Raw genomic sequence first — 26567 nt, forward strand, 5'->3', positions numbered from 1 at the left:
CGGAACGGCAAAAATCAAAATCATTCTGCCGTTCCGGTTTTTCCTTTTAAAAGGTGATAACTGTTTTTAATCCCTGAGCGCTTTTAGCATAGGCAACTGCTTCCTGTATATGATCCAGTGTATATTCCCTGGATATGACCTTTGACAATTCAAGCTTTCCGTACTCTACCATTTTAGCCGCAGACCGATACTGGGCAACATTCGCCCTGGTGGATCCAAAAATTGATAGCTGCTTATAGTGAATCAGATTACTCGAAAGAAGCACCTTATCTTTTCCCTGAGGAAGCCCTCCGAAAAAGAGAACTCTGCCGTTCATACTCATAAGTTCCAGCGCCTCCTCCTGTGCCCTTCCGGACGGACAGGCTACAATACAGACATCTATGCCCTTATTGCCTGTCTGTTTCATAACCTCTTCTTTGAGATCTTCCCCATACATCGGAACAAATTCCCTGCACACCTCTTTACACTGACGCATCCTCTCCTCAGATAAATCTCTTATAAACACCCTGGAGGCCCCCCTTGCTCTGGCAAGAAGCGCGTGCATGACCCCTATCGGGCCTGCCCCAACAATAAGGACCGTATCATTCAGGTTCATTTTCATCCTGCTCTGCCCATTCAATACACATGACATAGGTTCCAGCAATGCCGCGTCAGAAAAGTTCACGCTTTCATCCAGTATCATAAGATTTCCCTGGCTGACTGCTCTTCCCGGTATTCTCACATATTCTGCAAATCCACCATCTATATTGATTCCAAATGCCTGGTACTGTGAACACAAATGCGTATTGCCTTCAATACAGTGGTCACAGATACCGCATCCCATGTTCGGCGCAACACAGATATGCATCCCCTCTTCATATCCGGAAACCAAACTTCCTTTTTTCTCTATAATACCGCTGATCTCATGGCCCAGTGTGCGGGGATGGTTCCCGTCAATACCATTGCTGCCATTTTGTATCATCCGCAAATCCGTCCCACAGACAGCCGCCGCCTTTACCCTGAGAAGGATCTCATCTTCCCGGATATCAGGAACAGGGCACTCAACAAGCCGCAGGTCCTCTTTTCCATATAATTTTGCTGCCAGCATATTATTCTCCCTTTCTTTTTACAGCTCCACAATTTTTCCTGTCCTTATAGATTCATTGCCCGCCTTTACGATCTCCACTGCCTTCATACCGTCATACCCGGTCACTTCCGGCTCTGTCCCCTTTTCAATACAGTTTATAAAGCTCATATCCTCATTTAAATAGGCATCCTCAAATAAGTCCATCCAGCTTCTCACCACATCTCCGGTCATCCCACCTTCTTTTGTGTAGGTCAATGTAGTGCCGCTTTGCAGTCCGCCTATCTGTATATTTCCCTTTGTTCCCACAATATCCACTCTGGAATCATATCCGTAGCTGACTCCCTGCGCGCCATCTATATTTCCAATCGTTCCGTTTTTCATTCTGACATTCATCAGAACCGTGTCGTAAAAGTCGGGATATCTCTCCCGTGCTTCCCCGCATCTGAAGTTGCCGGCCATGGCGTGCAGGCTTACTGCGTCGCTTTCCGTGAACCAGCGCAGTGTATCTATGTCATGGCTGTTCACCTCTGCCAGCGGTCCGCTGCTCTTTTCAATGTCATACATCCATTCTCTGGGTGTACTTGGCCCATGGGTCAGTGATTTTACTGTGACCACATCACCGATGGCCCCTGAGTCCACGATCTCTTTTGCCCGCCTAAAGTTTTTGTCAAACCGCCTCATAAATCCAATCTGAAGTTTGACATGATTTTTAGCTGCAGCTTCTATCATAAGCGCGCATTCCTCTTGGTTCATTGCCATTGGCTTTTCACACAGGATGTGCTTTCCCGCCTTGGCCGCCTCCAGTACAACATCTATATGGTATTTCGTAGGTGTTACAACGATCACGGCATCCACGTCCGGACGCTGCAGCGCTTCCCGGTAATCCGTGGTGTGATAAACCCCACCCAATTCTTCCGCCGCCTTTTCCGCTGATGCCTGCACCGTATCTGCTACTGCCGTCATCCTGGCCCCCGGTACCCTGGACGCAAAATTTCTGGCATGGATCATACCTGCTCTTCCTGCCCCTACCAGACAAACTCCTGTCATAGTCAAATCCCCCTTTCTTTTCTTTTGTATACCTCAGAAACCGCCTCGATCAGATGCAGATAAGTCTCTGTTTGCTCCCTGTAAAGCTCCTTGTACTTCATTTCCGGTTCTACTCTCCTCTGCACTTTTCTGGTTGATAGAACAGGTTCCCTGTAATCCTCAAATATGCCTGTCCCTACACCGGCTATGACCGCACTTCCAATCAGCGCCGTATCTCCGGTCTGCAAGGATACAATGTCTGTCCCAAGCACTCCTGCCTTGATCTTTAAAAACAGGGGGGACCTGGCTCCTCCTCCAACGGCCCACATTTCCCCGAATTCATGGTCTTTATATAGCTGCCTTAACACCTGTAGATAGAAACGGTATTCATAAGAAATCCCTTCCATAACTGCACGGTACAGATGTCCCCTCTTCTGATTCCAGTTAAGTCCGATAAAACTGCCTTTTACATAGGGGTTATTTGGAAGCACCCTGCCTGCAAAATGAGGGATAAAGGTCAGCCCGCCGCTTCCCGGCTCTACCAGTTCTGCCTCTGCCTCCAGCTGTTCATATGTAATGCTGTCTGATTCCGAGAACAGGTCTCTGAGCCACCTGATATCAAGACCGCCCCCGTTAATATAGGCCAGAGGAAACCACTGCCCATCCACAGGGGAACGCATCATCGTCATGGTCTGATGTTTGATGTCCGGCTTATAGGAATTGACCACACTGCAGAGCACAGAGGCCGTTCCCGCACAATCCAGAAGCATCCCTTCCTCAAACATGCCCGTCCCAAATATGGAGGCTGAGGTATCCCCCGCCCCGGCAGCTATCTTAGTTCCCGGCTTCAGCCCGCAGATACGGGCAGCTTTCTCTGTCACTTCACCAATTATTTCAAACGGGGACACAATACGGGGAAATTTATCTCTGTCCACATCAAACAAGGAAATCAGCTCATCTGACCACATTTTTCTCAGATTGTCCCCAAATCCGGAATACTGCAGGCACGTATAGTCAAAATATGCCTCCTGCCCTGTAAGACCTGCCAGTTTCCCTGCTGCATATGCATGGGGAAGAACGAACTTATAAATCCTCTCATAAATATCCGGATGTTCCTTCTTCCACCATAATATTTTAGGTCCATGTGTGTACGTGACAGGGCCGCCGGTTATGGCTGTGATCTTTTCACCAGCCTTTTCCCGCATTTCATTCATGTACTTTTCACACCTGGTATCCAGCCAGGAATCATAATATGTGACAGCCTCACCGTTCTCATCAATTCCCATGATCCCTGCCATCTGGGAATCAATACCGATCGCAGCAACGGAATCCGCATCGGTCCCTGACCTTTCCACAAGCATTTTTATGGTCTGCAGAACAGATTCGTAAATCTCTTCCGCCTCCTGCCATACAACTCCTGGAGCCGGAGAAATGAGCTTTGATCCACAAAATGCCGTACAGATCACGTCCATATTTTCATTGAACATCATTGCTTTTGTTCCCTGTGTGCCGATATCCACACCTATAATATGCCGCATTTCTCCACGCCCCTCCCCTTCTCATTATCTGTAATGCGCATCTGCCGCCTCATTCCACGGCTGTGCCAGCAGTTCGTCAACCAGGTTTTTGGCCTGTTCGTAAGATTTTGTTCTGTGATCTTCACACAGCATGAGTACCAGCATCTCCCTGTCTCTGTTCTCATACGCGCTCAGAATGCTCTCTGCTCTGGCCAGTCTGGGAAGGATGACACCGTTCATTACCCGGTGCGGTAATTTTCCTATATTTACATTACGGATGCCGTTGGCATTGCAGATAACCGGAATCTCCACAAGGATATCATCAGGTATTCCCTTCAAAGAACCTTTATTCGGCACGTTCAGGGTCAGAGTCCTCTCCACACCATTAGCGAGGGAATCAATAAATGGAATATGCTGTTCTGTTGTCTCAGAGGGGCGGTATGCCTCCATCACGGATTTTCCTGATTCCACGATCTCACTTAAATTCGCCTGAATATCCTTCTTGGAATCCAGGTAACTCTTCCATCCGATCTCTGAGTCAAATCCTCCGTTCTTTCCATACCATCTGCTTTTCGTCTCAAAATCTGTATGGGTCCACCAGGGTGTTGCGGAACGCACGGCATCCCCTATGGGCATTACACCATATAAGCGGTATGCCTCTATAGCTCCCGGAGACATCTGGTCCTTTGAAAATACCCTGTCCGGGTCCAAATACTTCTCACTTTTCCAGTACGCTTCCGCCTTCTCCTCGATCCACTGGTCCAGCAGAGGATAAGCGTCATTACCTTTGTATTTAAATCCGGTCATAAAAACACAGTGGTTGAATCCAACAACTTCCACATTCACTTTGTCCTGTTCAAGTCCCAGCTCCTCTATAATTTCTTTGTACGCGTTATGCCCGTGGCAGACACCCACTGCCTTTATGTTATAATGTCTGGTAATATAATTTGTCCCCTCAAACACAGGGTTCGCTGTCTGTACCAGCCAGGCATCCGGACATAATTCCTGCATATCCCTGGCAACGCCCTCCAGGAAATGGATCTGGTGGTACGCGCCGATTCCCCCGTAATAACAGGATACCCTGTCCCCGATCCCTCTGTAATAACCTCTTGCCTCAGCAATCTCCCTCTCTTTTTCCAGAGGGCCGTACCCGCCGATCTTCACAGCGCATATAACATATTCTGCCCCCTCAAGCGCATCCCTGCGCTCTTTAAACGCCCTGACTTTTAAATTCATTTTTGATTCTCTGCAGTATCTTGTCACAAGAGCCTCTGCCATATGCAGCCGGTTTTCATCAATATCCACCAAAGACAGTGTACTTCCTTCCAGAGATGGAAGCGTTGAGATATCCTTCAGCAGTTCAATGGAAAAGGATGTGCTGCCCGCACCTAATAAAACAATATTTGTCATTTCTTTTCCCCTTTCTTGTTGATTAATTTCTTTTTATGTCATATATTATAATCGTTTTATTTTACTTGTCAATATTTATTGTCTTTTTTAATTGTTTTTCGTCTTTCCAGCTTTCGTTTGTTGACTTTTTTTGTCAATTGTGCTATTCTCACTTTAATTTTAACACCTGTCTCAGAAATTTAAGTAAGGAGATTTGATATGACTATCCATATGGAACATCCATTATTTGCAGAAGAGCGCCAGGAGGAAATTATACGACTGCTGCGGACCAAGGACAGACTGACTGTTCCGCAGTTATGCCAGCACTTTCAGGTATCCGCAGCTACTATCCGAAATGATATCCGTAAGCTGGCGGCAGAAAAAAGGCTGAAGAGAATCTCCGGCGGCATTGTACCTCTGCAGAAAGTCGGTTTTGAGGTCTCCGCCGCCTCAAAAGCCGCTCTCAACAGTCAGCAGAAAATGAAAATTGCTGCAAAGGCAGCGGAATTTGTCAGAGACGGCGATACCATAATCCTGGACGCCGGAACCACAACTCTGGAGTTAGCCAAATGCCTGTCAGAAAAAAAGAACCTTACCATTGTCATTAATGATTTAAATATTGCCCTGTATCTGGAACAGAACAGCAGTGCCAACATCATTCTGCTCAGCGGTATTCTGCGCAGAGGCCAGCAGTGCACAGTCGGCCCCTGGGCCACCGCTTCCCTGCGCTCACTTAATGTTGATACAGCCTTTATTACAACCAATTCCTTTTCTTTTTCCAAGGGATTTATGACACCGGATATCCACCAGGCTGAATTAAAAAAGGCGTATATTGCCGCGTCTCTGCAGACAATCCTCTTATTCGACAGCAGTAAAATAGGGAAAATAAGCTTTATCTCTTTTGCGCAGATGGAGGATATTGACAAATTGATCACAGACAGCAACATGGATGAAACTGCCAAAAATCTGTTGTCCAGCCACAGGGACAGACTGGAAATTTTATATGTATAATTGCCGCAGTACACGGCCCCGCAACTATTCTTTATTATTTTTCTTTTCATATTCAATCATATATTGTCCTTTTTTATTATCATTATTTGACTTTATAAAAAAAATGTGATATTCTGGAAAAAAATAGGGACTTCATTGTAATTAATCATAAATTAATACAATATTTCAGAAGGAGCTTTTTATATGAAATCAACCGAAGCACACCCCTTGTTTGCCGAAGAAAGACAGGAACAGATCATTTCGCTGCTCAGTCAGAGCACCAAACTTCTGGTTCCTGATTTATGTGACTACTTTCATGTATCCCCGGCCACCATACGCAGTGACCTGAGGGAGCTGGCAGCAAAAGGCCGCCTGAAAAGAACGCATGGCGGCGCGATCCCGCTTAGCAAGACAATCTATGAACCTACCAATGCCGATAAAAAGGTACATCATACAACAGAAAAACAGGCAATTGCCGCCCTGGCTTCCCAACTGGTGGAAGACGGTGACACAATTGCCATTGATGCCGGGACCACAATGATGGAACTGGCTAAAAATCTTGTCGGAAAAGACGACCTGACTATTGTGGTCAATGACTTGAATATAGCCGTTTTCCTGGAGCAGAACACCTTTGCAAATATCATTGTCCTGGGAGGCAACCTGAGAAAAGGCCAGCAATGCACTGTAGGTCCCATCACCCTCTCTGCACTGACCTCGTTAAATGTGGACAAAGTTTTTCTCGCTACCAATGCATTTTCTCCGGAAAAGGGCTTTATGACACCCGACATGAATCAGGCGGAAGTCAAAAAAGCAATGCTCCGCACAGCCACAGAAAGAATCGTTCTCTGTGACAGCAGCAAAATTGGTAAGATAAGCTTCGTTGAATTCGCAAGGCTTCAGGATATCAATAAACTGGTCACAGACTCCGGTATTGATGCTAAGATCAAAAGATACCTAGATGAGAACCAGGATTCCATTCAGGTCTTATACGCATAAAGAGGACAGGCAGTACGCCTATCCTCTTTTTTACTACAATACTTCTGTTTCTATATCCAGAACTCTGGCCATCTGCTGCAGAAGGTGTGTTACCCGCCCTCTGATGATAATGGCATGATGGGAGGAGAGACTCTCCATCACCCGGTGTCCGCTGCCATTGGAATATTTCAATAACGCACCGTTTCGGCAGTCACTTCCCGGATACTGGACATAATCTTCTATCTCAGCTTCTATGATGGTGATCTTTTTCATATCAGGCCTTAACTTTGCCATGGTCACCGGTCCTTTTTCCATTTCACAGTCTATCACCACTGCATCTTTATTTACTATCTCCAAAACCTTTGGGCGCATGACCCATTTGCTGCAGAAACTCTGGGGCGCAAACCCAAAATAGCCGCAGTGAACACCCAGCGCATGGTTATCCGGGTCTTCTATATCCGGAAACTGCTGTATTTTCTCGTGCTTTAATGCAGCCATGCCAATGAGAAACGGATAGATATTGGTCATCATCATAGGTGCTTTGAGCGTCTCGTGAATGATAAACTCACTGATCATCGTCACCGTATCCCCCTCGCAGGCCCAGATGATATGGTCATACTCATATATCCAGTTCCAGGCAAGGCATGGTGTGGTGCATGAATGAAATGATTCATTCAGACAGTTGCTTCCCACTCCATATACATTCCCTACCTCTTCTGCCGCTGCCTTTACAGCCATATAAAGCTTTACTGCTTTTAATATGCTCTCTCTGTCAACTCCTGCCTGGGGAACCTTTCGTGACTCCCATAAACTCCAAGCCTCACTGTCCTCTATCCGCGCTGCTTTTTCATTTACTTCTTTCCAGCTTTTATAGACAATATGTATTCCAAATGCTTTCTCTATCTGCCGCGTACAAGATTCATCCCACCAGAAAAATTTTTTAAACAGATATGCCTGCATGCCCTCCCCCGGGTCATCCTGAAACATCAGAAAATTGATTCCGTTTTTCAAGACTTTTCGTACTGCAAAGGCACGCAGTATGACCTTTGCCATATCCGTGTTGTAGGGGAAGAACACGTCTTTTGATAATTCATCCCTCAGCCAGGCTACGATCTCCCAGTCCCACATTTCCACTGTACCGAATTCAGAAGTTATAATAAGTATGGGGAGTGAAATTTTTTCTATTAGCTCCCTCTGCCTGAAAACAGCACCAAAAAGCTGCGGAAAAAGAACCGTATCTGCATCCTGTGGAATCTCCTGCCCCAATTCGATGGAATCAAGAAGCTCCATTTCATTGCCGTACAAATTCCCGATTCTCTCAAGTTGTGCTTCGTACTCTTTCACTTCCCTGTCATTTCTCCCGTGAAAATAAACCGGAACTATTTTTGCCCTCATCTCTGCACCTCCATTTTTAATCGTTTGCTTTCGTTTTCAATTGTTTTCTATCATAGTATACTCTTTTTCTTCTTTCGTCAAGAAAAAAAAGAACGCCAAACGACGTTCTTTTCTGCTTTATTCTGTGAATACTGTAATTTCAAATGTATTTCTGTCTCCTCTGTACCTGGCCTTTGAATATTCCAGCGGAGTTCCACCCGTGTTATAACCAACTGATATAAAATACTGGACCGGTTTTCCGCAAGGCAGATTAAGAAGTCTCTCATCTTCCTTCTCCGCTTCCACTGCTTCTATGGTCCTGGATACCCTGTAAATTTTTGTATCATCCCTCTGTGCCAGGATTTCATACAAAGCCTCTTTCTCCAAATCGTGTTCCATGACAAAAGAACAGTTATTTGCAGGAAGATAAGTTTTAATGGTCACAATAGGTTCCCCGTCTGCAAACCGTTTTCTAAAAAGATAAACAACCTCCGCTCCTTCTTTTATCTGAAGAGCCTTTGCCACTTCTGCATCCGCCTTCACTTTTTTCAGCTCCAGCACGCTGGTACTGGGTTTCATGCCCAGCCTCTTCATCTGGTCCTGAAAGGACTCTAACTTCTTCAAAAAATCCTGATTGATCTTGGGGTGTGTAACAAATGTCCCCTTGCTCTTTACCCGGTAAAGCCACCCCTCCTGTACCAGCTCCGTCACGGCCTGGCGCACTGTGGTACGGCTTATCTGAAACTCGTCACTTATTTCATTCTCAGTTGGTATCATATCCCCGTCTTTATAATTATCACTTTTGATTTCTGATAAAATAAGCTCCTTTAATTGAAAATAAAGGGGGATTGGTACTGATTTATCCAATTTATTGTTATCGAACAGCATAGGTTCCTCCACTTCTCTGATTCCATTGAATACTCTTACCAAGCTCTAATTTACTTTGGTTATTATATCGTAACTGTTCGGTACCCTCACAGTTACAGGCAAAAATCCATGCAGAATCGCCTTTGGCGATGGGATTTTTGCTTGGCCGTGGTACATTTTCTTACGGTCAGCGCAGTAAATGCGCAGACCTACTGAATAGTTACATTATATCACACTACATAGTAATATCGCAACATTCAACTTTTTCATGAAAAAGACTTTTCAATCGGCATTATATGTGTTATTATACTTTTATCGTATTATCACTATGTCACTACATAATATCATTATCAGTTAATCACTCTTTTACAAGGAGGACTCAACCATGAATCACTATGAACCGGCAGCCATGCCAACAATCTATTTTATTGGAGTGACTACCTCCCAATCTTCCATAATGACCGTTTTCCCTAAATGGGCAAAGGCCCTTGGCCTGAACAATGCGGTTATCAAAGGGATGGATTTCGGGCTGCACGCGCCGGCCGAAGAATACAGGGAAGCTGTAGAATTTATAAAATCAGATCCGCTTTCACTGGGCGCTCTGGTTACCACCCACAAACTTGACTTATTCCACGCCTGCAAAGACCTTTTTGATTATGCAGACCCTTACGCAGTACAGCTTGGTGAAGTTTCATCTATCTCGAAAATGGACGGCAGGCTTTGCGCACACGCCAAAGACCCTATTTCAAGCGGCCTTGCACTGGAAAATTTTGTACCGGCAGACTACTGGAAAACTTACGGGGGAGATGTTCTGTTATTAGGTGCCGGCGGCAGTTCTCTTGCTATGAGCATCTATTTAACACAGGACAAATTCAAAGGCAATCTGCCCGGCAGGATCATCATTGCCAACCGCAGTCTTCCCAGATTAGAACATGCCAGAAAAATACTGGATGGACATCAGCCAGACACCCGCTTTGAATTCATACTCAATCCGACTCCGGCATGTAATGATGAAACCCTCTCTCACCTAAAACCACATTCCTTGATCGTAAATGCCACAGGACTTGGAAAAGATGCGCCTGGCTCCCCGCTCACCAATGCCTGTTCCTTTCCAACGGACAGCCTGGTTTGGGAAATCAATTACAGGGGCTGCCTTCTCTTTAAGGAACAGGCAGAAGCACAGGCCAAGGCCAAAAACCTGCACGTGGAGGACGGATGGATTTATTTTATACACGGGTGGACACAGGTGATCGCAGAGGTCTTTCATATTGAGATCACATCCGGAAAGTTACAGCAGTTAAGCAGCATAGCAAGGGATACCTGCAGATAGGGGGAATATTTTATGAAACAATTTGACTGGGACAGAGGTTTTTCTCTGGACTTTGATCTGATCACAGGCTTTTCAAAAACGGCCCAGACAACAAAACGCTATTTATCATCCATGTCCGGTATGTTCTGCAGCCAAAGCGCAGTTGACCTGGTACTCCAAAAGGAGGATCCTCTGATTTATGAATTTTATGAACTTGACTGTCCCCCGCGGCAGGGAGATCTGGCGTTTGGCACCACAATTTTATATCCCGGCAAAATCGGCAGGGAGTATTTTATGACAAAAGGACATTTTCACTCACTCCTTGATACCGCGGAAGTTTATTACACTTTGTCCGGAGAGGGCTATATGGTTATGGAAAACCGGGACGGAGATACCAGGGAGATCAGACTTTCAAAAAATAACGCAGTTTACGTTCCCAGAGGGTATGCACACCGCTCAGTAAACACCGGCGCCGAACCGCTTGTACTTTTCTATACCTTCGACGCGAATGCGGGGCATGATTACGGTACAATAGAAACAAAAGGGTACCGAAGACTTATTCTGGAGGATAACGGTATTCCCATAGTTTCAGCCAATCCCAAATGGAAGAACAACCTATGAAAAGCATTATGACGGTAACCGGGCCTATACCTCCGAAAGCACTTGGCTTCTGTCAGTGTCATGAACATATCATGCTTCGCAGAGGAACCCCCTTTCAGGTCAATCCGGCACTTTGTATGGATGATACAAAAAAAAGTATGTCCGAAGTGATACGTTACCGCCGCGCCGGCGGATATTCACTGGTGGATGCACAGCCCGGCGGGTGCGGAAGAATGGAAACAGAGCTTCTGAATATTTCCGAGGAAACCGGCGTTCATATAATAGCCTCCACGGGATTTCACAAATTGTCTTTTTATCCTGCTGATCACTGGATTCGTAGCTTTGATGAAAAAGCCCTGCTGCATTTTTTTATCCACGAAATCACCATGGGAATGTATTGTCATATAGATGACACGCCGCCTCAAACATCCACCTCCATCAAGGCGGGCATGATCAAGACCGCTTTCGATCTGGAAGGTCTGACCCCGCAATACCGGACACTTTTTACAGCAGCCGCAAAAGCTGCAGAGGCAGCCGGCCTCCCTTTCATGGTACATATAGAACAAGGTGCTGATGCGGAAGGTCTTCTGCAGTTTTTATTAAGCCTTGGACTCAACCCCTCCCGGATTATCTTCTGTCATATGGACAGAAAGATCCTTACCGTAAACAAGTATATACCATTGCTGAGAAAAGGCATAAATCTGGAGTTCGACACAATAGGACGTTTTAAATACCATGACGACTCTGCTGAATTAGATTTTATACAACAACTTGCCGACGCGGGCTTTTTAAACCAGCTGCTTCTTTCTTTGGATACTACCCGGACGCGCATGAAGTCATATACACCGAACGGAATCGGCCTTGACTATATTTTACAGGTTTTTCTTCCACAGCTTAAGGCCAAGGGATTTACGGATTCGGATATGGAACAATTGACTATCAAAAACTGTGCACGTATTTTTGCCGGATAGTAACAGTTCAGACAAGCTGAACCGTTACGCATCCAGCCATTAAAAATCGCTTCGCCATGGGCTGGATAAAGCTGGCACTACTTTTTCATACGGTCAGCGCAGTAAATGCGCAGACCTGTCTGAACTGTTACGCCGGATAATCTATTTTTAAGGAGGTTTATATGAAAATTTTAGTGACACCTACCTCTCTTCAGCCAGACAAAAACTCAAAAGCCCTGGAGCGGTTAAAAAAATTCTCAGACAATTTAACCTTTAACAACACAGGCCGGCCTCTGACCGAGGAAGAACTCATCCCTTTATTAAAAGATTGTGACGGTTATATCGCGGGACTGGATAATATAACGAAAAAGGTGATCGAATCCTGTCCACGACTGAAAGTCATTTCCCGATATGGCACCGGCACAGACCGGGTGGATCTGAAGGCGGCAAGAGAACATCATATTGCCGTCACCAACACCCCCGGCGCCAACGCGGAGGCAGTAGGTGAACTGGCATTCGGCCTTGCACTGTCCCTGGCAAGAAATATTCCCAGCCTGAGCATCCGGACATCCAGAGGTGAATGGACTCGTTCCACAGGAATGGAACTGGCAGGGAAAACCATAGGCATTATCGGTCTTGGAGCCATCGGCCGCGTGGTCGCCAGATGTGCCCAGGGATTTTCCATGAAAGTTATCTCCTATGATCCCTTCATGGATGCCTCTTATGCTTCTGAACACGGAATAGAAGTCCGCGGCTTTGAGGAACTGCTGTCACAGGCAGAAATCATCACCCTGCATCTGCCGCTGACAGACCAAACCAGACATATGATCAATTCAGAAACTATCCAATTAATGAAAGACAATGTCATTCTCATCAATGCATCCCGCGGAGGCATAATTGATGAGACAGCCGCTTGTGAGGGGCTGAAAACAGGAAAGATCGGAGGCCTTGGGCTGGATGCCTTTGAAAAGGAACCTCCTGTGGATTCGCCTCTTTTGGCATTTGATAATGTAGTGGCAACCCCTCATACAGGTGCCCACACAAAAGAGGCCGCAGAAAATATGGCTGTATTGGCTGTGGAAAACCTTATAAGTGTACTTACAGACCAAACCTGCCCCTATATTGTCAATTAATTCGGACGCTGAATCCATTCATATACAAAATACCATTTTGCCATGATCCTGAACCACTGTGGCAGAATGGTATTTTTTATGAAGTACAAACTATCCAACTCATTTTCCACATATCCCCGTAAATCTGAAAAAACCCTTCTCCACCCTTATTTGCACTCCCAATCACCAAAATAACAACAAATTATATTGACGTTATTTTTTACAGATGATATAATCCACATATAACATTTGCAATCTATTTATTTGCATATATAGGATAGGAGGTGGAATAAAGAAGACAGAATAAATAGCATTGCAGACACTTTACAGATGCCCGCGACCCGGGCAGCAGAAAGGAGACTATATGGGGGATAGGGAAAGCAAAAAACGTAATGGGATCAGCAAGTCACTGAAAAGATTTTTTGGTGTGGGGGATTTTGGTTTTTCTTTTATGACCAATATTGAAACTTATTATTTCACATACTTCCTGACAAATATTGCAGAATTCACGCTGCCGGTAGTGACTATGATCACAACCATTGCAAGCGTAGTGGATGCTGCATTATCCTGGATCTACGGAGTCATACTGGACACAGTCAAGCCTATGAAATGGGGACGCTACCGCTCCTGGCTGCTAATCATTCCATGGCTTGTCCCCTTCCTGTACGCCTTCCAGTTTATCCGTGTGGGAAACGGCACAGCAGCAGTCATCATTATTATTGCAGCTACCATAACAAGCCATATTGCCTGGAATATTCCGTTTGTAGCCAACATTTCCATGATCAACATGGCATCCAAAACACCGGAGGACCGCATGGCACTGTCCTCCTCAAGAGCGATCTGGCAGTCACTGGGACGAGTCTTCTATTCCTATGTAGGCCCCGCAGTGGTTTCTCTCCTTGCCGGCCTGGTGGGAGAAAAGAACTCCTATGGCGCTACAGCCTTTGTCTTTGCCGCTCTGATGGCCGCAGGTTACTTCGCCCACTTTAAAATGTTTGAGGGTTATGAGGAAACCGGCGCAGAAGCACGTGCCAGAATGCAGAAAGAACAGATGGAGCAGAAAGCAAAGGGAAAACAGACAAAAGGGAACGGGCTGATCAAATGCCTCACCACAAATCCCTATCTTCTGGGACTGACCGTGGCAGACCTTGCCAAATATGTCTACAGCTTCGTAGCAAGCGGAATTGCCGTCTATTATTTTACTTATGTGGCAGGCAAGCCCGGGCTCACCGCTACTTTTATTCTGATCTCCAGCCTTCTGGGTGTTATTGCATCGTATCTGTCTAAAGCGGCAGCCAAGAAATTTTCCGCAAGGAATACGGTGATCTACGCCTATCTTGCTATGACGGTTGTGCTGGTCCTGGGGTTTTTATTTTACCAGAATGCCTGGATCGTGATCCTCATGGTGAGTCTGGCCCAGTTTTGCTGTACCATGACAAATGCCTGCGGCCCCGCTCTGTATGCGGACTGTGCCATCTACAGTGAATACAAAACAGGCAAGAACGCAACAGGACTTATTATGGGCCTGAGCAATATTCCGCTGAAGATCGGTGTGGTAAGCCGCGGCATCCTGATCAGCGCATGTCTGGCAATCGCCGGCTTTGATCTGGAAACAGTGGAAAAAGGAATTACCTCCCCGCAGCTGGAAAGAGGGATCAGTATGGGATTTACCATCATTCCCGCCATTGCAGTCGGTCTTGGGGCCCTGATCATGATCTTCGGTTTCCGTCTTACCAGAAACAAGATGGAACAGTATTCCGCAGAACTGGAAAAGCGGAAACGATCCAGATAAGTGCTTCCGCGGCGTCCGATCACTCGTTTGTCATACGCCGCACCCTATAAAACCAAGCAAACAAAAAGGAGGAAAGTTATGTTAACTAAAAGGCAGAATTTAATGGAAACCATAAGAGGCGGAAATCCGGACCGTTTTGTAAACCAGTACGAGGCCTTCAAACTCATCCAGAATCCACTGGGGCTTCACAATCCCAATCCCAAATACGGGGAAATGAATGTGGTAAACGGCTGGGGGATCACCCGCTCCTGGCCGGTAGGTACCCCGGGGGCTTTTCCGGTGCACACCCCGGAAAAAGTGGTGATCAAAGACATCACACACTGGAGAGATTATGTACATGCCCCCAGCGTTAAGTTTCCTGACGCGGAATGGGAGCCATTTATTAAACAGGCAGAAGAGACAGACCGGAACGAATATTTTGCAACCGCGTTTGTAGCCCCCGGACTATTCGAGCAGTGTCATCACCTGGGCGAAATCCAGTCCACTTTGATCAATCTCTATGAAGAACCGGAGGCCATGCACGAGCTGATCGACTATCTTACGGACTTTGAACTTCAGCTCGCCGAAGAAATCTGCACCCATCTGAAGCCTGACGGTTTGTTCCACCATGATGACTGGGGCAGCCAGACTTCCACCTTTATGTCTCCTGAGATGTTTGAGGAGTTTTATCTGCCGGGGTACAAAAAGATCTACGGATATTACAAATCCCACGGAGTTGACTTGATCATTCATCACTCTGACTCCTATGCCGCTACTTTTGTGCCGTACATGATCGACATGGGTGTGGACATATGGCAGGGTGTCATGACCACCAACAATGTGCCTGAACTGATCCAAAAATACGGAGGCCGGATGTCCTTCATGGGCGGCATTGACAGCGCGAAAGTGGATTATGAGGGCTGGACCCGCCAGGTCATTGCCAGGGAAGTAAAGAGAGCCTGTGACGAAAACGGAAAACATTACTATATCCCCAACGCATCCATCGGCCTTCCCACAAGCACATATGACGGTGTTTATGATGTGATCTCAGAAGAGATTGCGAAATACAGCAAAGAAGTATTCAGATAACCGGCAAAAAGGGCAAAAAACTGCCGGGCAGGGAACACCTCCCTGCCCGGCAGTTATTTTTATATGGCTTACGCATTCAGCGGATATTTATCTGTTAATTCCTTCACGATCGCTTTTGCCTGCTCTTTCTTCTCAGGCTCTTTCACCATGATAGCAATGGCCTCCGCAATCTTATCCATATCTTCTGTGTTCATCCCTCTGGATGTCACTGCTGCTGTTCCCAGACGCACACCGCTTGTTACAAAGGGGGATTCCGGGTCATTTGGAATCGCATTTTTATTACAGGTGATGTTTGCCTCATCCAGCAGGTTCTCCATGGCTTTTCCGGTAACGCCCGTTCCTCTCAGATCCACCAGCATCAGGTGGTTCTCCGTGGTACCGGATACAATGTTGATACCGCGTTTCAGAAGGCCGTCACACAGCGCTTTGGCGTTTTTCACAATGTTCTGCTGATACTCTTTATACTCCGGCTGCAGCGCCTCTTTTAAGCAGACTGCTTTTGCAGCCACCACATGCATCAGCGGACCGCCCTGGATTCCCGGGAACACAGCCTTGTTAAAGTTGAATTTCTTAGCGATCTCAGCACTGCACATGATCATACCGCCTCTTGGGCCTCTCAGAGTCTTATGTGTAGTGGTAGTGGTCACATGTGCGTACGGAATGGGACTTGGATGTACGCCTGCAGCAACCAGACCGGCAATATGAGCGATATCTACCATCAGGTAAGCACCTGCCTCATCGGCAATCTCCCTGAATTTTTTAAAGTCAATAACCCTGCAGTAGGCGCTGGCACCGGCTACGATCAGCTTGGGTTTGGACTCCAGTGCAATTTTGCGGACTTCCTCGTAATCAATTACACCTTCATCATTTACTCCGTAAGGCACAATATTGAAATACGCGCCGGAGAAGTTTGCCGGGCTTCCGTGTGAAAGGTGTCCGCCATGGGCCAGATTCATTCCCATTACAGTGTCACCGGGTTTCAGCATGGCAAAGAATACTGCCATATTAGCCTGTGCGCCGGAATGGGGCTGTACATTCACATATTCACAATCAAACAGTTCTTTTGCACGTTCTACAGCGAGACGCTCCACCTCATCCACGCATTCGCAGCCGCCGTAGTAGCGTTTTCCCGGATATCCCTCCGCATATTTGTTTGTCAGCGGGCTTCCCATAGCAGCCATAACCGCTTTGCTTACCCAGTTTTCTGATGCGATCAGCTCGATGTGGGAGTTCTGACGCTCTACCTCATCGTTAATACACTTTGCTATTTCCGGATCTGTTGCCTGAATCTCTTCTAATGAATACATGTTTTCCAATCCTCACCTTTCTTATAATTAACCTTAGAGTCCGCTGTGCGGATACTTTACCGGCATTATCTTTCTTATGGAGATATTTGTTTTCCACCGAAAGACATTCGCCGTGTAAAAAAATGCCCAGAGCCGGAATCGAACCAGCGACACGAGGATTTTCAGTCCTCTGCTCTACCAACTGAGCTATCTGGGCATAAATGGGAATACGATACTATTACACCGTTTTCTCAAACAACACTGCAATATTATCATATTCCCTTTTATATTTCAATAGTTTTTTTCATTTTTTTACATTAATCTGGTAAAATAGCAAATTAGAACAATTACACTACCGTGTTCCTGATGCATCCAATGCCCTCAATACCACATTCCACCACATCCCCGGGATTCAGGAATCTTGGGGGTATCATACCCATTCCCACACCGGCAGGTGTTCCCATGGAAATGATGGTGCCTGGCTTCAACGTCATCCCGGCGGACAGTTCCGCGATCACATGGGGGATATCAAAGATAAACATATCTGTGCTGCTGTTCTGCCGCAGCACCTCATTGACTCTGCTCTTGATCGCCAGCTTAGGGGGCCTCGGAATATCATCTTCTGTGACAATAAACGGTCCCATAGGCGTAAATCCATCCAAACTCTTGCCAAAATACCACTGTTTATGCCGGGTCTGTACATTTCTGGCACTCACATCATTTATGACGGTATAACCGAATACATAGTCAAATGCATCTTCCTTCTTTACATTCTTTGCCTCTCTGCCGATTATGACAGCCAGTTCCGCCTCATAATCCAGGCTGTCCACCAGTCCGGGATAAGAAGGAATGGTGCCGCCGTCAGGTGTTGCCTCGTTCACCCTCTTGGAAAAGTACACCGCATAAGGACGGTCCTGGTTAAACTCCTCTTTTTTAAAACGGGTTGATTCCACCGCATGGTCCATGAAATTCATACCCAGGCATATGATATCCTGCTTGGGGTGGGGAATGGGTGCACACCGGACAACATCCTCATAACACAAAAGCCTTTTATTCGGCTTTTCACAGGCATGTTCCAGGATTTCTCTCTGCTCCCGGGTCATATTTTCGATCAGATCATTCATATCCCTGAAGTGAAGCCCCAAATCTTCTATGGGAATAAAACGATGAAACGCAAAGGAACACATCATCCCCAGGCGTTCCTTATTATCACCCTGAAGTTTATATGTAAGTAACTTCATGTTTTCTCCTCCTCATGCAAAACACCTGCTAAAGATTTCAGTACGTTACAACGCAAAATTTCGTTATAAATAATAGTATCACAGTTTTCCGGTGTTTTCCACTAAAATCTCATAAAATTTTATGTTATTTGCATAAAAATTATTACTTATTCCGGCAATTCTTTCTTAGAGAATTTTGATGAGAGGATGACAGATGACACAGTATTGCCAAATTTGCCAAGCTCTCTCAGAAGTCCCTCAAACTGTCCCGTATCCGGCACAAACACCTTCATGGTGGCCCCGTAAACGCCAATGGTGTGATACAGTTCAAGGACATAAGGGGAATCCTCACAGTATCTGGCCAATTTCTGCCAGCTGCTGCTGGGTATCTCCATGTTGATAAACGCTGCCATGCCCTTCTGTATCTTCCCTCTCTTGATGATCGTCCTGTATCCTTCAATGATCCCCTCTTCCTCCAGGCGCCGCACTCTCTCCGTCACCGCCGGGGAAGTGAGCCCCACCAGAGTTCCCAGCTCCTTCATAGAGATCCTGGCATTTCCCTGAAGAATATTCAGGATCTTTTTATCTGTACTGTCCATACGTCTCTTCTGCCTCCTGCCGATTGCAGCAATCCGGTATCTGAACGGTTACTGCCAATTCACTTTGTCCATTATAAATCTTTCCCCGGACCTTGTCCATCTATTTTCCCTATGACAAAGCGGCGGTCTATTTTCCCTATGACCAAGCGACGGTTTTAATATTTTAAGAAAATGCGGAAAATTTCTTTAATTATAAAAGTCATACACTCCATATACCTTTTTCCCTCCATGTTCTTTTCTATTTACGGCTGTTAAAATATAGACAGTAACAAAAAACCACTTTCAGGAGGTATTCATCATGGAAAACATCAATTTACCGATCACAGGAATCTGTTCCTTTGCCAAATATCCAATCTGTACTGACCTTGACACTCTGGATGCTGATATCGCCATTCTCGGTGTCCCCTATGACCAGGGAGCTGCCTGGTACGGAGGCCAGCGGCTGGCGCCCAGGGCGATCCGCAATATCTCCACGGCTTATGCAAGAGGGGAAACAGGATTCTATGACCCTGAGGAGGATGCCTATCTCCTGGCTGCCCCCATCAGGGTAGCTGACTGCGGTGATGCGGATATGCTCCACGGTGACCGGGAATACTGCTTCTCTTCTATAGAAGAAAGTGTGCGCAGAATACTGAAACGCGGTGCAGTCCCAGCCATTATAGGTGGTGATCATTCCATCTCGATCCCTGTGGCAAGGGCTCTGGAGGAACTGGGAGAAACCATCAATATCGTCCAGTTTGATGCCCACCTGGACTTTGCCATGTCAAGGGGTCCTCAGAAATACGGGAACGGCAGCCCCGTCCGCAGGATGAGTGAAATGTCCCATATTGGCAATATCGTTCAGATCGGCATGCGCGGCCTGGGCAGCAGCTCCCGCGGGGACTGGGCAGACGCCAGAAGCGCAAATACTGTGATCACTGCCAAGGAGTTCCATCGTCTTGGCACAGAAAAAGTCCTGGAACAGATCCCTTCCGGAAAAACCTTTATCACCTTTGATATTGACGCGTATGACTTATCCCTCATGCCCGCCACAGCAGCCCCATCCCCCGGAGGCCTTCTATATGACGAGACCTGTGAACTGCTGTCCGGAATTTGTGCCAAAACAGACGTCATCGGCTTCGATATGGTGGAAACCGCACCCTCTTACGACACCCCGGCCACTACAGGCTGCCGGCTGGCAGCGCTGACCATGCTGCACATTATGGGGCAGATGACGAAAAAAACACTGGCCTAATCTTCTTCCATTGATTATAATGGTTCAAAACGAACACATTACATTTCAGATTGGAGGAAATGCTTATGCTTCATTCCAGTTATTATCTTCAGCAGCTCAGAGACATTCTATCCAGTTATTATTTTCAGCAGCTCAGAGACATTCTATATATTGCGCCTGTTGTGCTCATTGCCATTATGGGGCATGAATTTGCACACGGCTGGGTTTCAAACCGTCTGGGTGATCCGACTCCCCGTATGGATGGCCGTCTTACCCTGAACCCGCTGAAACATCTGGACCCCTTTGGCACCCTGTGCCTGATCTTTTTCAAAATGGGCTGGGCAAAACCTGTGAGGATCAATACGCGCTATTATAAGAACCGCAAATCGGGTATCATTATGGTTTCCCTGGCTGGGCCTTTCATGAATTTCATACTGGCCTTCCTTTCCCTGCTCCTTTTCGGCCTTCTCGAAAAATACGGCAGTGCTGCCTCCTCATCCGTTTCCGTATTTCTCCGGTTGTTTTACTATTCGGCAGTTATGAACATTGGCCTTGGGGTATTTAACCTGATTCCCATACCGCCTCTGGACGGCTCCAATGTCCTGGCCGAACTGTGGCCGGGCGTTTCCGCCTTTTATCAGCGCATACGCCCCTACCGAACCTGGATTTTGGTCATTCTGCTGGCAAGCGGTGCTTTAAGCAGGACTCTCGGCACAGCCAATACCCATATTCTCAACTCTCTCTGGGGAATTGTAAACTTGCTTCTGAATCTCAATCCATATATCCCCAACACAGGTGTTTCCATATAACGGCAAACGGGGAGTCCGGCTTATGGGACTCCCCGTTCTTATCCTGTTTTTTTCCACGCTTCTGCATGTTACACGGTCACATTCCCGGTACACTCTTTCTTTTCCGGAAACAAATGTCCGAAGATCCATCTCACAAAGGGTCCCGCAAAAAATATCTGCCAGCAAAATGCCATGGGAAAGTTCATAACTGTTGTCTGGATCCATTTGGCTATTACCTGGGAATCCACTCCTTTAAAAAGAAGGGTGGCTATAAGGCTCATAAGAGGGCACATGATACACACAGTCATAGCGGATACGGCAAGGATCACTGCGGTCATCCGGTCCTCTCCCGGCGTCACAATGCGAAAAGCCAGTTTCTTTGCCAGCGGTCCCGCTATAAACATCTCCAGCAGAAATCCTGCAATCCCCATAACAGCCAGTTCTCCGAACGCCATGACAAACACCTCATTGGTAAGTCCGCCTCTGTCCAATGCTATGTTGTACACCACAAGAGCGTAAACCATCACCACCACCATGATGAGTGTAAAGATAATGTCCTGAAATTTTGTTTTTGGCATAATAAATCCTCCTTATTTCGGCAACAAAAAAAGGCACCAAGACCTATGACCCGTAACTTTCGCTGCGATTATGTCATACAATCTCACTACCATTTTCATCTAATACCGTTATTTAATTTTTACTATCATCCTATTTCATGAAATAAGAAAAGCGCGAGACGGGACTCGAACCCGCGGCCTCGACCTTGGCAAGGTCGCGCTCCACCAACTGAGCCACTCGCGCATAAGAGCGGGTGATGGGAATCGAACCCACATATCCAGCTTGGAAGGCTGGTGTTCTACCACTGAACTACACCCGCAGGTTATTCTGTTGTGTGTTTGTCCTTAAGACGTTATTTATAATATAATAAATTGTTCCAATTGTCAAGACATTTTTTACAATTTTTTTTAAAGGAAATTTGAACTTCTTTAAAATCTATGTTATGCTGTAACCATCAATGTGTGCTGAACGGAAAAAAATACCGCCTGTCATATATCCGCAGGTATATGAGATCATAACTTTTTCAGCCGCAGAAAAACGGACAATACCACTGTCCTATCTTAATGAAAAGGAAGGATGTTGATTTTGAAAATACAAGAATCCGCAGAAAACTATTTGGAAACTATTCTCGTTATCGGAAAAAGAAAATCCCATGTGCGTTCCATAGACATTGCCAACGAACTGGAATTCTCAAAACCCAGTGTAAGTGTTGCTATGAAAAATCTCAGAATCAACGGCTACATTGAAGTTGACTCAGAAGGCTTTATCACACTCACACCGGAAGGCCGAAAAATAGCAGAAAAAATATATGAGCGTCACCAGCTCCTTTCCGGATGGCTGATCCGCCTGGGTGTTGATCCCAAAATAGCTGCTGAGGATGCCTGCCGTATGGAGCATGTGATAAGTGCTGAGAGCTTTGAGGCCATTAAAAAGCACACCCACGGAGCCAATAAGGAATAAACGCTTTTCCCCGAATCCTAAACGAATATGCATAAAAAATCACGGAATCCCGCTGAATACTCTGCGGTTTCCCGTGATTTTTTTAGTTAGGCCAGACCTTTTTCCTCCAGCCAGTCTGCCAGAATGTGTTTTCCGGCCTTGATCTTCCTGGCCCTAAGCTGGAATTCTATCAGGGTCAGTAACGTAAACACCGCGCACAGGATGATCATAAACACCACTGCGCCCCGTATACTTTCCCCTCCCGAAATCGTACTTCTGAATGCCTCCACCGAATATGTGAAAGGCACCCACCCATGAAGATAAGGCACAAAGGAACCTGAGATCTCAAGAGGATAGGTTCCCACAGAACCCGCAAGCTGAACCACCATAAATACCAGCATCAGAAAGCTTCCCACCTTGCCGATGAAATTGGTAAAGAAATACATCACTGACATAAATGCCACACTGGCCAGACACGCAAATCCAATCGTTCTGCCCATTTCTGCCGGATTGAATCCGTCAAATACATGAAGAAGCAGTATCATGGCAACCGCCTGCAAAACAGCTATGGTGTAAAGCACTGAGGCCTTACTGAGCCACCAGGAAAATCCTGATCTTAGCTTACCTTTATATTTTGTCAGCGGGTACATCAAACTGAACGCAATGCATCCCACCCAGAGTCCTACGCTCATCATATAGGGCGCCATTGCGTGCCCGTTATTCTCCACTGTGGTCATCATAGTCTCGCTGGTCTCAACCGGAGCAGCAAACATTTCCACGGTATCATCCGTGGACTTTGTATCTTTTACCTGCCTTGCTCCGTCCTGGAGGCTGCTGCTGAGTGTCCGGGAACCATCGGCCGCCTGGCTGATGCCGTCCCCCAGCTCAGCACTGCCGTCCTTTAGTTTTCCGGCCCCTTCCCGGATTGCTCCGGCCCCCTCACTTAACTGGGAGGCTCCATCCAGCAATGTGCTGTTATTTGCCGTTAGTTCCTTAGTCCCGGAAACCAAAGAACCGGTGCCGTCCTTCAACTCTGCTGCTCCGTCAAAAAGCTGACCGCTTCCCCGGAGAAGTTCCTTAGCGCCGTCATCCAGCCGTGCTGCTCCGTCCGCCAAAGTCCCGGCTCCCCGGTCCAGGCTGCCGGCTCCCTGATCTAATTGACTGATCCCGGTTTCCAGTTCAGGTACCTTTCCCTGCAGTGCCCCGGCACCATCATTCACCTGGCCTGCACCTGTACTCACACCGGTAATTCCCTTCAGAAGACTGTCACTCCCGTACAAAAGCGGCTGCATAGCCTCTGTTCTGAACTGCTCACTTCCCGCTGCCGCCTGCCCGATTCCGGCCTTCAGAAGCGGAGACTTCTGATTCAGCTCATCCGTTCCTGCCTCCAGCTGCTCTGCGCCTGCCTTTGCCTGGCCTGCACCCTCACACAGCGCCAAAGCCCCGTTTTCCAGTGCTGCCATATTCCCCGTTACCGCCTTCACGCCGCCTGTATAAGCAGCTGTTTTGTCAGCAAGGATCCGGCTGCTGTCCCGCAGCTTTCCAACCGCAGTTACCACCTGTTCCATAGCCTGCGCTTCCGCATCGGATGCCTGGCTGGTTTCCACAGTCGTCACGGTCTGTCCTTTCACCCTGTCTACTGCATTTAAAGCCTCATCCGCGGAAGCCGAGACAGCTTCCCCTGTTCCTCTCAAAGCAGTGCCGCTTTCCCTTAACAGAGCTGCCGCATTCTCCAGCCAGCTGTTACTTTCATTTACTGCATTCTCATTTTCCTGTGCTGCCGCAACAGCCTGCTCAGCCGCCTGGGCAACCTGTTCTATATCTCCCGAAGCCACCGCAGCCTCAAGAGCTGCCGCCAGCCCATCCGAAGAAACGGCATTGACACTGCCAATTCCATCCGCAGAGATTTCCAGCTCCCCGGCTTTTCCCTGCAGTGCATCTGCCTGCCCATAGAGGATATCCAAAGCCTGCCTTGCCTCTGAGACATCCACATCCGTCTGAACCGTCGTCTCCTCCCCGGAGGCCTGTGTTCCGCTTCCGCCTGCTGTCAACATGGCATAAAGCTGTTCCAGCCCCTGATTCAGCGCGAAAGCCCCATCTGCCAGTTGTTCCGAATTGGCTCCGCCTTCACCATTGACTGCCTCCATACCGGCTTTCACCTGTCCAATTCCGGCTTTCAGATTTCCACTTCCGGTTTCCAGGTCTTTTGTCCCCTGGACAAGAGCCTCTGCCCCAACATGGATCTGTTCTGCCGCATCCGGCAGTGTATCCGTACTCTCTCTGAGCACTTCCAGCCCTCTGCAAAGCTCTGCCATAGCTGCATCCGCATTGGATACCCCTACTTTCAATGACGTACCTCCTGCTTCAAGCTGTACCGCTCCGTCCGCCAGTGCACCTGTCCCCTGGGCAAGCTGATCCACACCCGCTTTCAATGCAGGCACCTTTCCATCCAGTTCCGAAAGTCCTGTATGCAGTGCCCCGGCGCCGTCTTTCAGTTCCCGGGCCCCGGATACCAGGGTGCCGGTCCCGTCAGAAAGTTCGCTGACCCCTGACTTTGCCGCCGTCACACCATCCTTCAGTTGGGCTGCCCCCGAATCCAGCTGTCCGGCACCGCTGTTTACTGTGCTGACGCCGTCCACATAAGTTTTCAGCCCCACACGCAACGTCTCACTCCCTTCCCGGAACGTAAGCGAGCTGTCCGCCAAAGTCTCAAGATTATCCGTTATGGTCCGGTTCCCCTCAGAGACCTTATCCATACCCGCCTTCAAATCCCCGGACCCGTCGGCTGCCACCTGCATTCCATCTCCAACCTCAGCGATCTGGTCAAACACAGCCTGCGTATAAGTCTTGGTCACTTCCTCCGCTACACTGTTTTTCACCTTCTCCATAGCTGTCTCACTCATCTTAGACGCAATATAATTCGTTCCCGGATTCGTCTGATAAGCAAGCTCCATTTTCTCAGGTTTTTCATCCATCACCGTAGCAGCATTGGCAGAAAAATCCTCAGGGATCGTGATCACCATATAATAGGTCCCATTCCTCAGTCCTCTCTCAGCCGTCTCTGCATCCACAAAATTGAAACAAAGCGACTCCTCATCCCTGAGTTTCTCTGTCAGCTCCTTCCCCACATTCAATTCCCTATCATTATAGGAAACTGCTCTGTCCTCATTCACCACCGCCACTGGCAGCTTATCCAGATTTCCATAAGGATCCCACATAGACCCCAAAAAAAGCGTCGTATAAATCGTAGGAATCAAAACAATCGCCACAACCACCACCAAAAGCAGCTTATTGCGGACCAGTCCCTTCCATTCCTTTCTCAGCAAATCACATTCCCCTTTCTATCACCATGATTTCCAACACGCCCTCTACCATTCTATGCCCCATCCTCCTTTTAGCATGTTACTGTTCACTCCATTCTCACCAGCAAGCCCCGCCATACACAATTCCGCCCCTTCAGATATATCCGCCTCTCACCCAGCAAAATACAGCCCATCATCCATAGCACCTGCCAACTCAGGCTTCCCCTTCCCCCCATCTCATAGCACAACATCCCATAACCCGTGACTTATAACATACTCCAATTCCATTAATAGATACCGTGTTGATTTTTAAAGCAACCTGTATTATACTAAAATCACCCCCCCCCCACAACCATCAATCCCCCCTCACCCTATCCATTACTAGACACACCCACCCCCATATGTAGCATTTTATACTTTTTTAACATTTCCCCACACCATACAACCACACTCCCTCAGGCCACACCCACTCACCAGCACTATACAACCACAAAATCCCCCAATCCTCACCCGCTCACCCACACACCATACAACCATGTAGCCCACAAGCTTCACCCACTACCGCACCATACAACCACGTAATCCCACAAGCTTCACTCACTACCGCACCATACAACCATGTAGTCC

At 47.3% G+C, this 26567-nt stretch carries 22 protein-coding genes and 3 tRNA genes; 11 read left to right on the top strand and 14 right to left on the bottom strand.

Going from position 1 to position 26567, the window contains the following annotated elements:
• Positions 1-46 precede the first annotated feature (46 nt).
• The 4 genes from CI595_RS23045 to CI595_RS23060 are packed head-to-tail and all read right to left on the bottom strand — an operon-like array spanning position 47 to position 5019.
• Positions 47-1087 carry an alcohol dehydrogenase catalytic domain-containing protein gene (locus tag CI595_RS23045; RefSeq protein WP_095175965.1) on the bottom strand — a complete coding sequence of 347 codons (1041 nt, stop codon included), beginning with the start codon at positions 1085-1087 and terminating at the stop codon, positions 47-49.
• Positions 1088-1105: 18 nt separating this feature from the next.
• On the bottom strand, positions 1106-2113 hold the full coding sequence (locus tag CI595_RS23050) for a Gfo/Idh/MocA family oxidoreductase (RefSeq protein ID WP_095175966.1): 1008 nt from the start codon (positions 2111-2113) through the stop codon (positions 1106-1108).
• Positions 2114-2115: 2 nt separating this feature from the next.
• Positions 2116-3630 (bottom strand): xylulokinase, encoded by a 1515-nt coding sequence (locus tag CI595_RS23055; RefSeq protein WP_095175967.1) that lies wholly within the window; start codon positions 3628-3630, stop codon positions 2116-2118.
• 24 nt (positions 3631-3654) lie between these two features.
• A complete protein-coding gene (locus tag CI595_RS23060; RefSeq protein ID WP_095175968.1) occupies positions 3655-5019 on the bottom strand; it encodes a family 4 glycosyl hydrolase in 1365 nt (454 codons plus the stop codon).
• A gap of 198 nt (positions 5020-5217) precedes the next feature.
• Here CI595_RS23060 and CI595_RS23065 point away from each other — a divergent pair, with 198 nt between their 5' ends.
• Complete coding sequence (locus CI595_RS23065; protein WP_095175969.1) at positions 5218-6009, top strand: DeoR/GlpR family DNA-binding transcription regulator; 792 nt, start codon at positions 5218-5220, stop codon at positions 6007-6009.
• Positions 6010-6192: 183 nt separating this feature from the next.
• Complete coding sequence (locus CI595_RS23070; protein ID WP_095175970.1) at positions 6193-6984, top strand: DeoR/GlpR family DNA-binding transcription regulator; 792 nt, start codon at positions 6193-6195, stop codon at positions 6982-6984.
• A gap of 33 nt (positions 6985-7017) precedes the next feature.
• On the opposite strand, the gene CI595_RS23075 is transcribed toward CI595_RS23070, so the two are convergent.
• Both CI595_RS23075 and CI595_RS23080 read right to left on the bottom strand, forming a co-directional pair.
• Complete coding sequence (locus CI595_RS23075) at positions 7018-8358, bottom strand: hypothetical protein (protein WP_095175971.1); 1341 nt, start codon at positions 8356-8358, stop codon at positions 7018-7020.
• A 117-nt stretch (positions 8359-8475) separates the two neighbouring features.
• The gene (locus CI595_RS23080) at positions 8476-9225 is read right to left on the bottom strand and encodes a GntR family transcriptional regulator (RefSeq protein ID WP_095175972.1); all 750 of its coding nucleotides are present in this window, start codon (positions 9223-9225) and stop codon (positions 8476-8478) included.
• A 364-nt stretch (positions 9226-9589) separates the two neighbouring features.
• On the opposite strand from CI595_RS23080, the gene CI595_RS23085 reads away from it, so the two are divergent.
• The 6 genes from CI595_RS23085 to CI595_RS23110 all read left to right on the top strand — a co-directional run bounded on the left by CI595_RS23085 (position 9590) and on the right by CI595_RS23110 (position 16035).
• The gene (locus CI595_RS23085) at positions 9590-10534 is read left to right on the top strand and encodes a shikimate dehydrogenase family protein (RefSeq protein ID WP_095175973.1); all 945 of its coding nucleotides are present in this window, start codon (positions 9590-9592) and stop codon (positions 10532-10534) included.
• A gap of 12 nt (positions 10535-10546) precedes the next feature.
• Positions 10547-11134 carry a glucose-6-phosphate isomerase family protein gene (locus tag CI595_RS23090; protein ID WP_095175974.1) on the top strand — a complete coding sequence of 196 codons (588 nt, stop codon included), beginning with the start codon at positions 10547-10549 and terminating at the stop codon, positions 11132-11134.
• Positions 11131-12084 (top strand): phosphotriesterase family protein, encoded by a 954-nt coding sequence (locus CI595_RS23095; RefSeq protein WP_162291960.1) that lies wholly within the window; start codon positions 11131-11133, stop codon positions 12082-12084. The genes CI595_RS23090 and CI595_RS23095 overlap by 4 nt, the downstream gene beginning before the upstream one ends.
• A 161-nt stretch (positions 12085-12245) precedes the next feature.
• Entirely contained in the window at positions 12246-13196 is a 951-nt protein-coding gene (locus tag CI595_RS23100; RefSeq protein ID WP_095175976.1) for a phosphoglycerate dehydrogenase, read from the top strand.
• Between the two features lie 343 nt (positions 13197-13539).
• Positions 13540-14967 (top strand): MFS transporter, encoded by a 1428-nt coding sequence (locus tag CI595_RS23105; RefSeq protein WP_095175977.1) that lies wholly within the window; start codon positions 13540-13542, stop codon positions 14965-14967.
• 78 nt (positions 14968-15045) lie between these two features.
• Positions 15046-16035: a uroporphyrinogen decarboxylase family protein gene (locus CI595_RS23110; RefSeq protein ID WP_095175978.1), complete on the top strand. Its 990-nt coding sequence runs from the start codon at positions 15046-15048 to the stop codon at positions 16033-16035.
• A gap of 68 nt (positions 16036-16103) precedes the next feature.
• Here the strand turns inward: CI595_RS23110 and glyA are convergent, their stop codons facing one another.
• The 4 genes from glyA to CI595_RS23130 form a co-directional block, all read right to left on the bottom strand.
• Positions 16104-17342, bottom strand: coding sequence for a serine hydroxymethyltransferase (gene glyA / locus CI595_RS23115; RefSeq protein WP_095175979.1), 1239 nt, complete (start codon positions 17340-17342; stop codon positions 16104-16106).
• Positions 17343-17465: 123 nt separating this feature from the next.
• Positions 17466-17538 (bottom strand) — tRNA-Phe (locus tag CI595_RS23120).
• Between the two features lie 130 nt (positions 17539-17668).
• Positions 17669-18562, bottom strand: a complete 894-nt coding sequence (locus CI595_RS23125) for a fumarylacetoacetate hydrolase family protein (RefSeq protein WP_095175980.1) — start codon at positions 18560-18562, stop codon at positions 17669-17671.
• A gap of 146 nt (positions 18563-18708) precedes the next feature.
• Positions 18709-19140: an Lrp/AsnC family transcriptional regulator gene (locus tag CI595_RS23130; RefSeq protein WP_095175981.1), complete on the bottom strand. Its 432-nt coding sequence runs from the start codon at positions 19138-19140 to the stop codon at positions 18709-18711.
• Between the two features lie 298 nt (positions 19141-19438).
• Between CI595_RS23130 and CI595_RS23135 the strand changes: the two genes are divergently transcribed.
• Together CI595_RS23135 and CI595_RS23140 are read left to right on the top strand one after the other, a co-directional pair.
• Positions 19439-20374: an agmatinase gene (locus CI595_RS23135; protein WP_095175982.1), complete on the top strand. Its 936-nt coding sequence runs from the start codon at positions 19439-19441 to the stop codon at positions 20372-20374.
• A gap of 65 nt (positions 20375-20439) precedes the next feature.
• A complete protein-coding gene (locus tag CI595_RS23140) occupies positions 20440-21162 on the top strand; it encodes a site-2 protease family protein (protein WP_095175983.1) in 723 nt (240 codons plus the stop codon).
• Positions 21163-21230: 68 nt separating this feature from the next.
• Here the strand turns inward: CI595_RS23140 and CI595_RS23145 are convergent, their stop codons facing one another.
• The 3 genes from CI595_RS23145 to CI595_RS23155 all read right to left on the bottom strand — a co-directional run bounded on the left by CI595_RS23145 (position 21231) and on the right by CI595_RS23155 (position 22018).
• Positions 21231-21719: a DUF2798 domain-containing protein gene (locus CI595_RS23145; RefSeq protein ID WP_095175984.1), complete on the bottom strand. Its 489-nt coding sequence runs from the start codon at positions 21717-21719 to the stop codon at positions 21231-21233.
• Between the two features lie 150 nt (positions 21720-21869).
• A tRNA-Gly gene (locus tag CI595_RS23150) sits at positions 21870-21942 on the bottom strand.
• Between the two features lie 5 nt (positions 21943-21947).
• Positions 21948-22018 (bottom strand) — tRNA-Gly (locus CI595_RS23155).
• Between the two features lie 266 nt (positions 22019-22284).
• On the opposite strand from CI595_RS23155, the gene CI595_RS23160 reads away from it, so the two are divergent.
• Complete coding sequence (locus CI595_RS23160; RefSeq protein WP_095176060.1) at positions 22285-22659, top strand: metal-dependent transcriptional regulator; 375 nt, start codon at positions 22285-22287, stop codon at positions 22657-22659.
• 86 nt (positions 22660-22745) lie between these two features.
• Here the strand turns inward: CI595_RS23160 and CI595_RS23165 are convergent, their stop codons facing one another.
• Positions 22746-25964 (bottom strand): YhgE/Pip family protein, encoded by a 3219-nt coding sequence (locus tag CI595_RS23165; RefSeq protein WP_095175985.1) that lies wholly within the window; start codon positions 25962-25964, stop codon positions 22746-22748.
• Positions 25965-26567: the final 603 nt, after the last annotated feature.

The organism is Blautia hominis, from assembly GCA_002270465.1.
GTDB lineage: Bacteria > Bacillota > Clostridia > Lachnospirales > Lachnospiraceae > Blautia > Blautia hominis.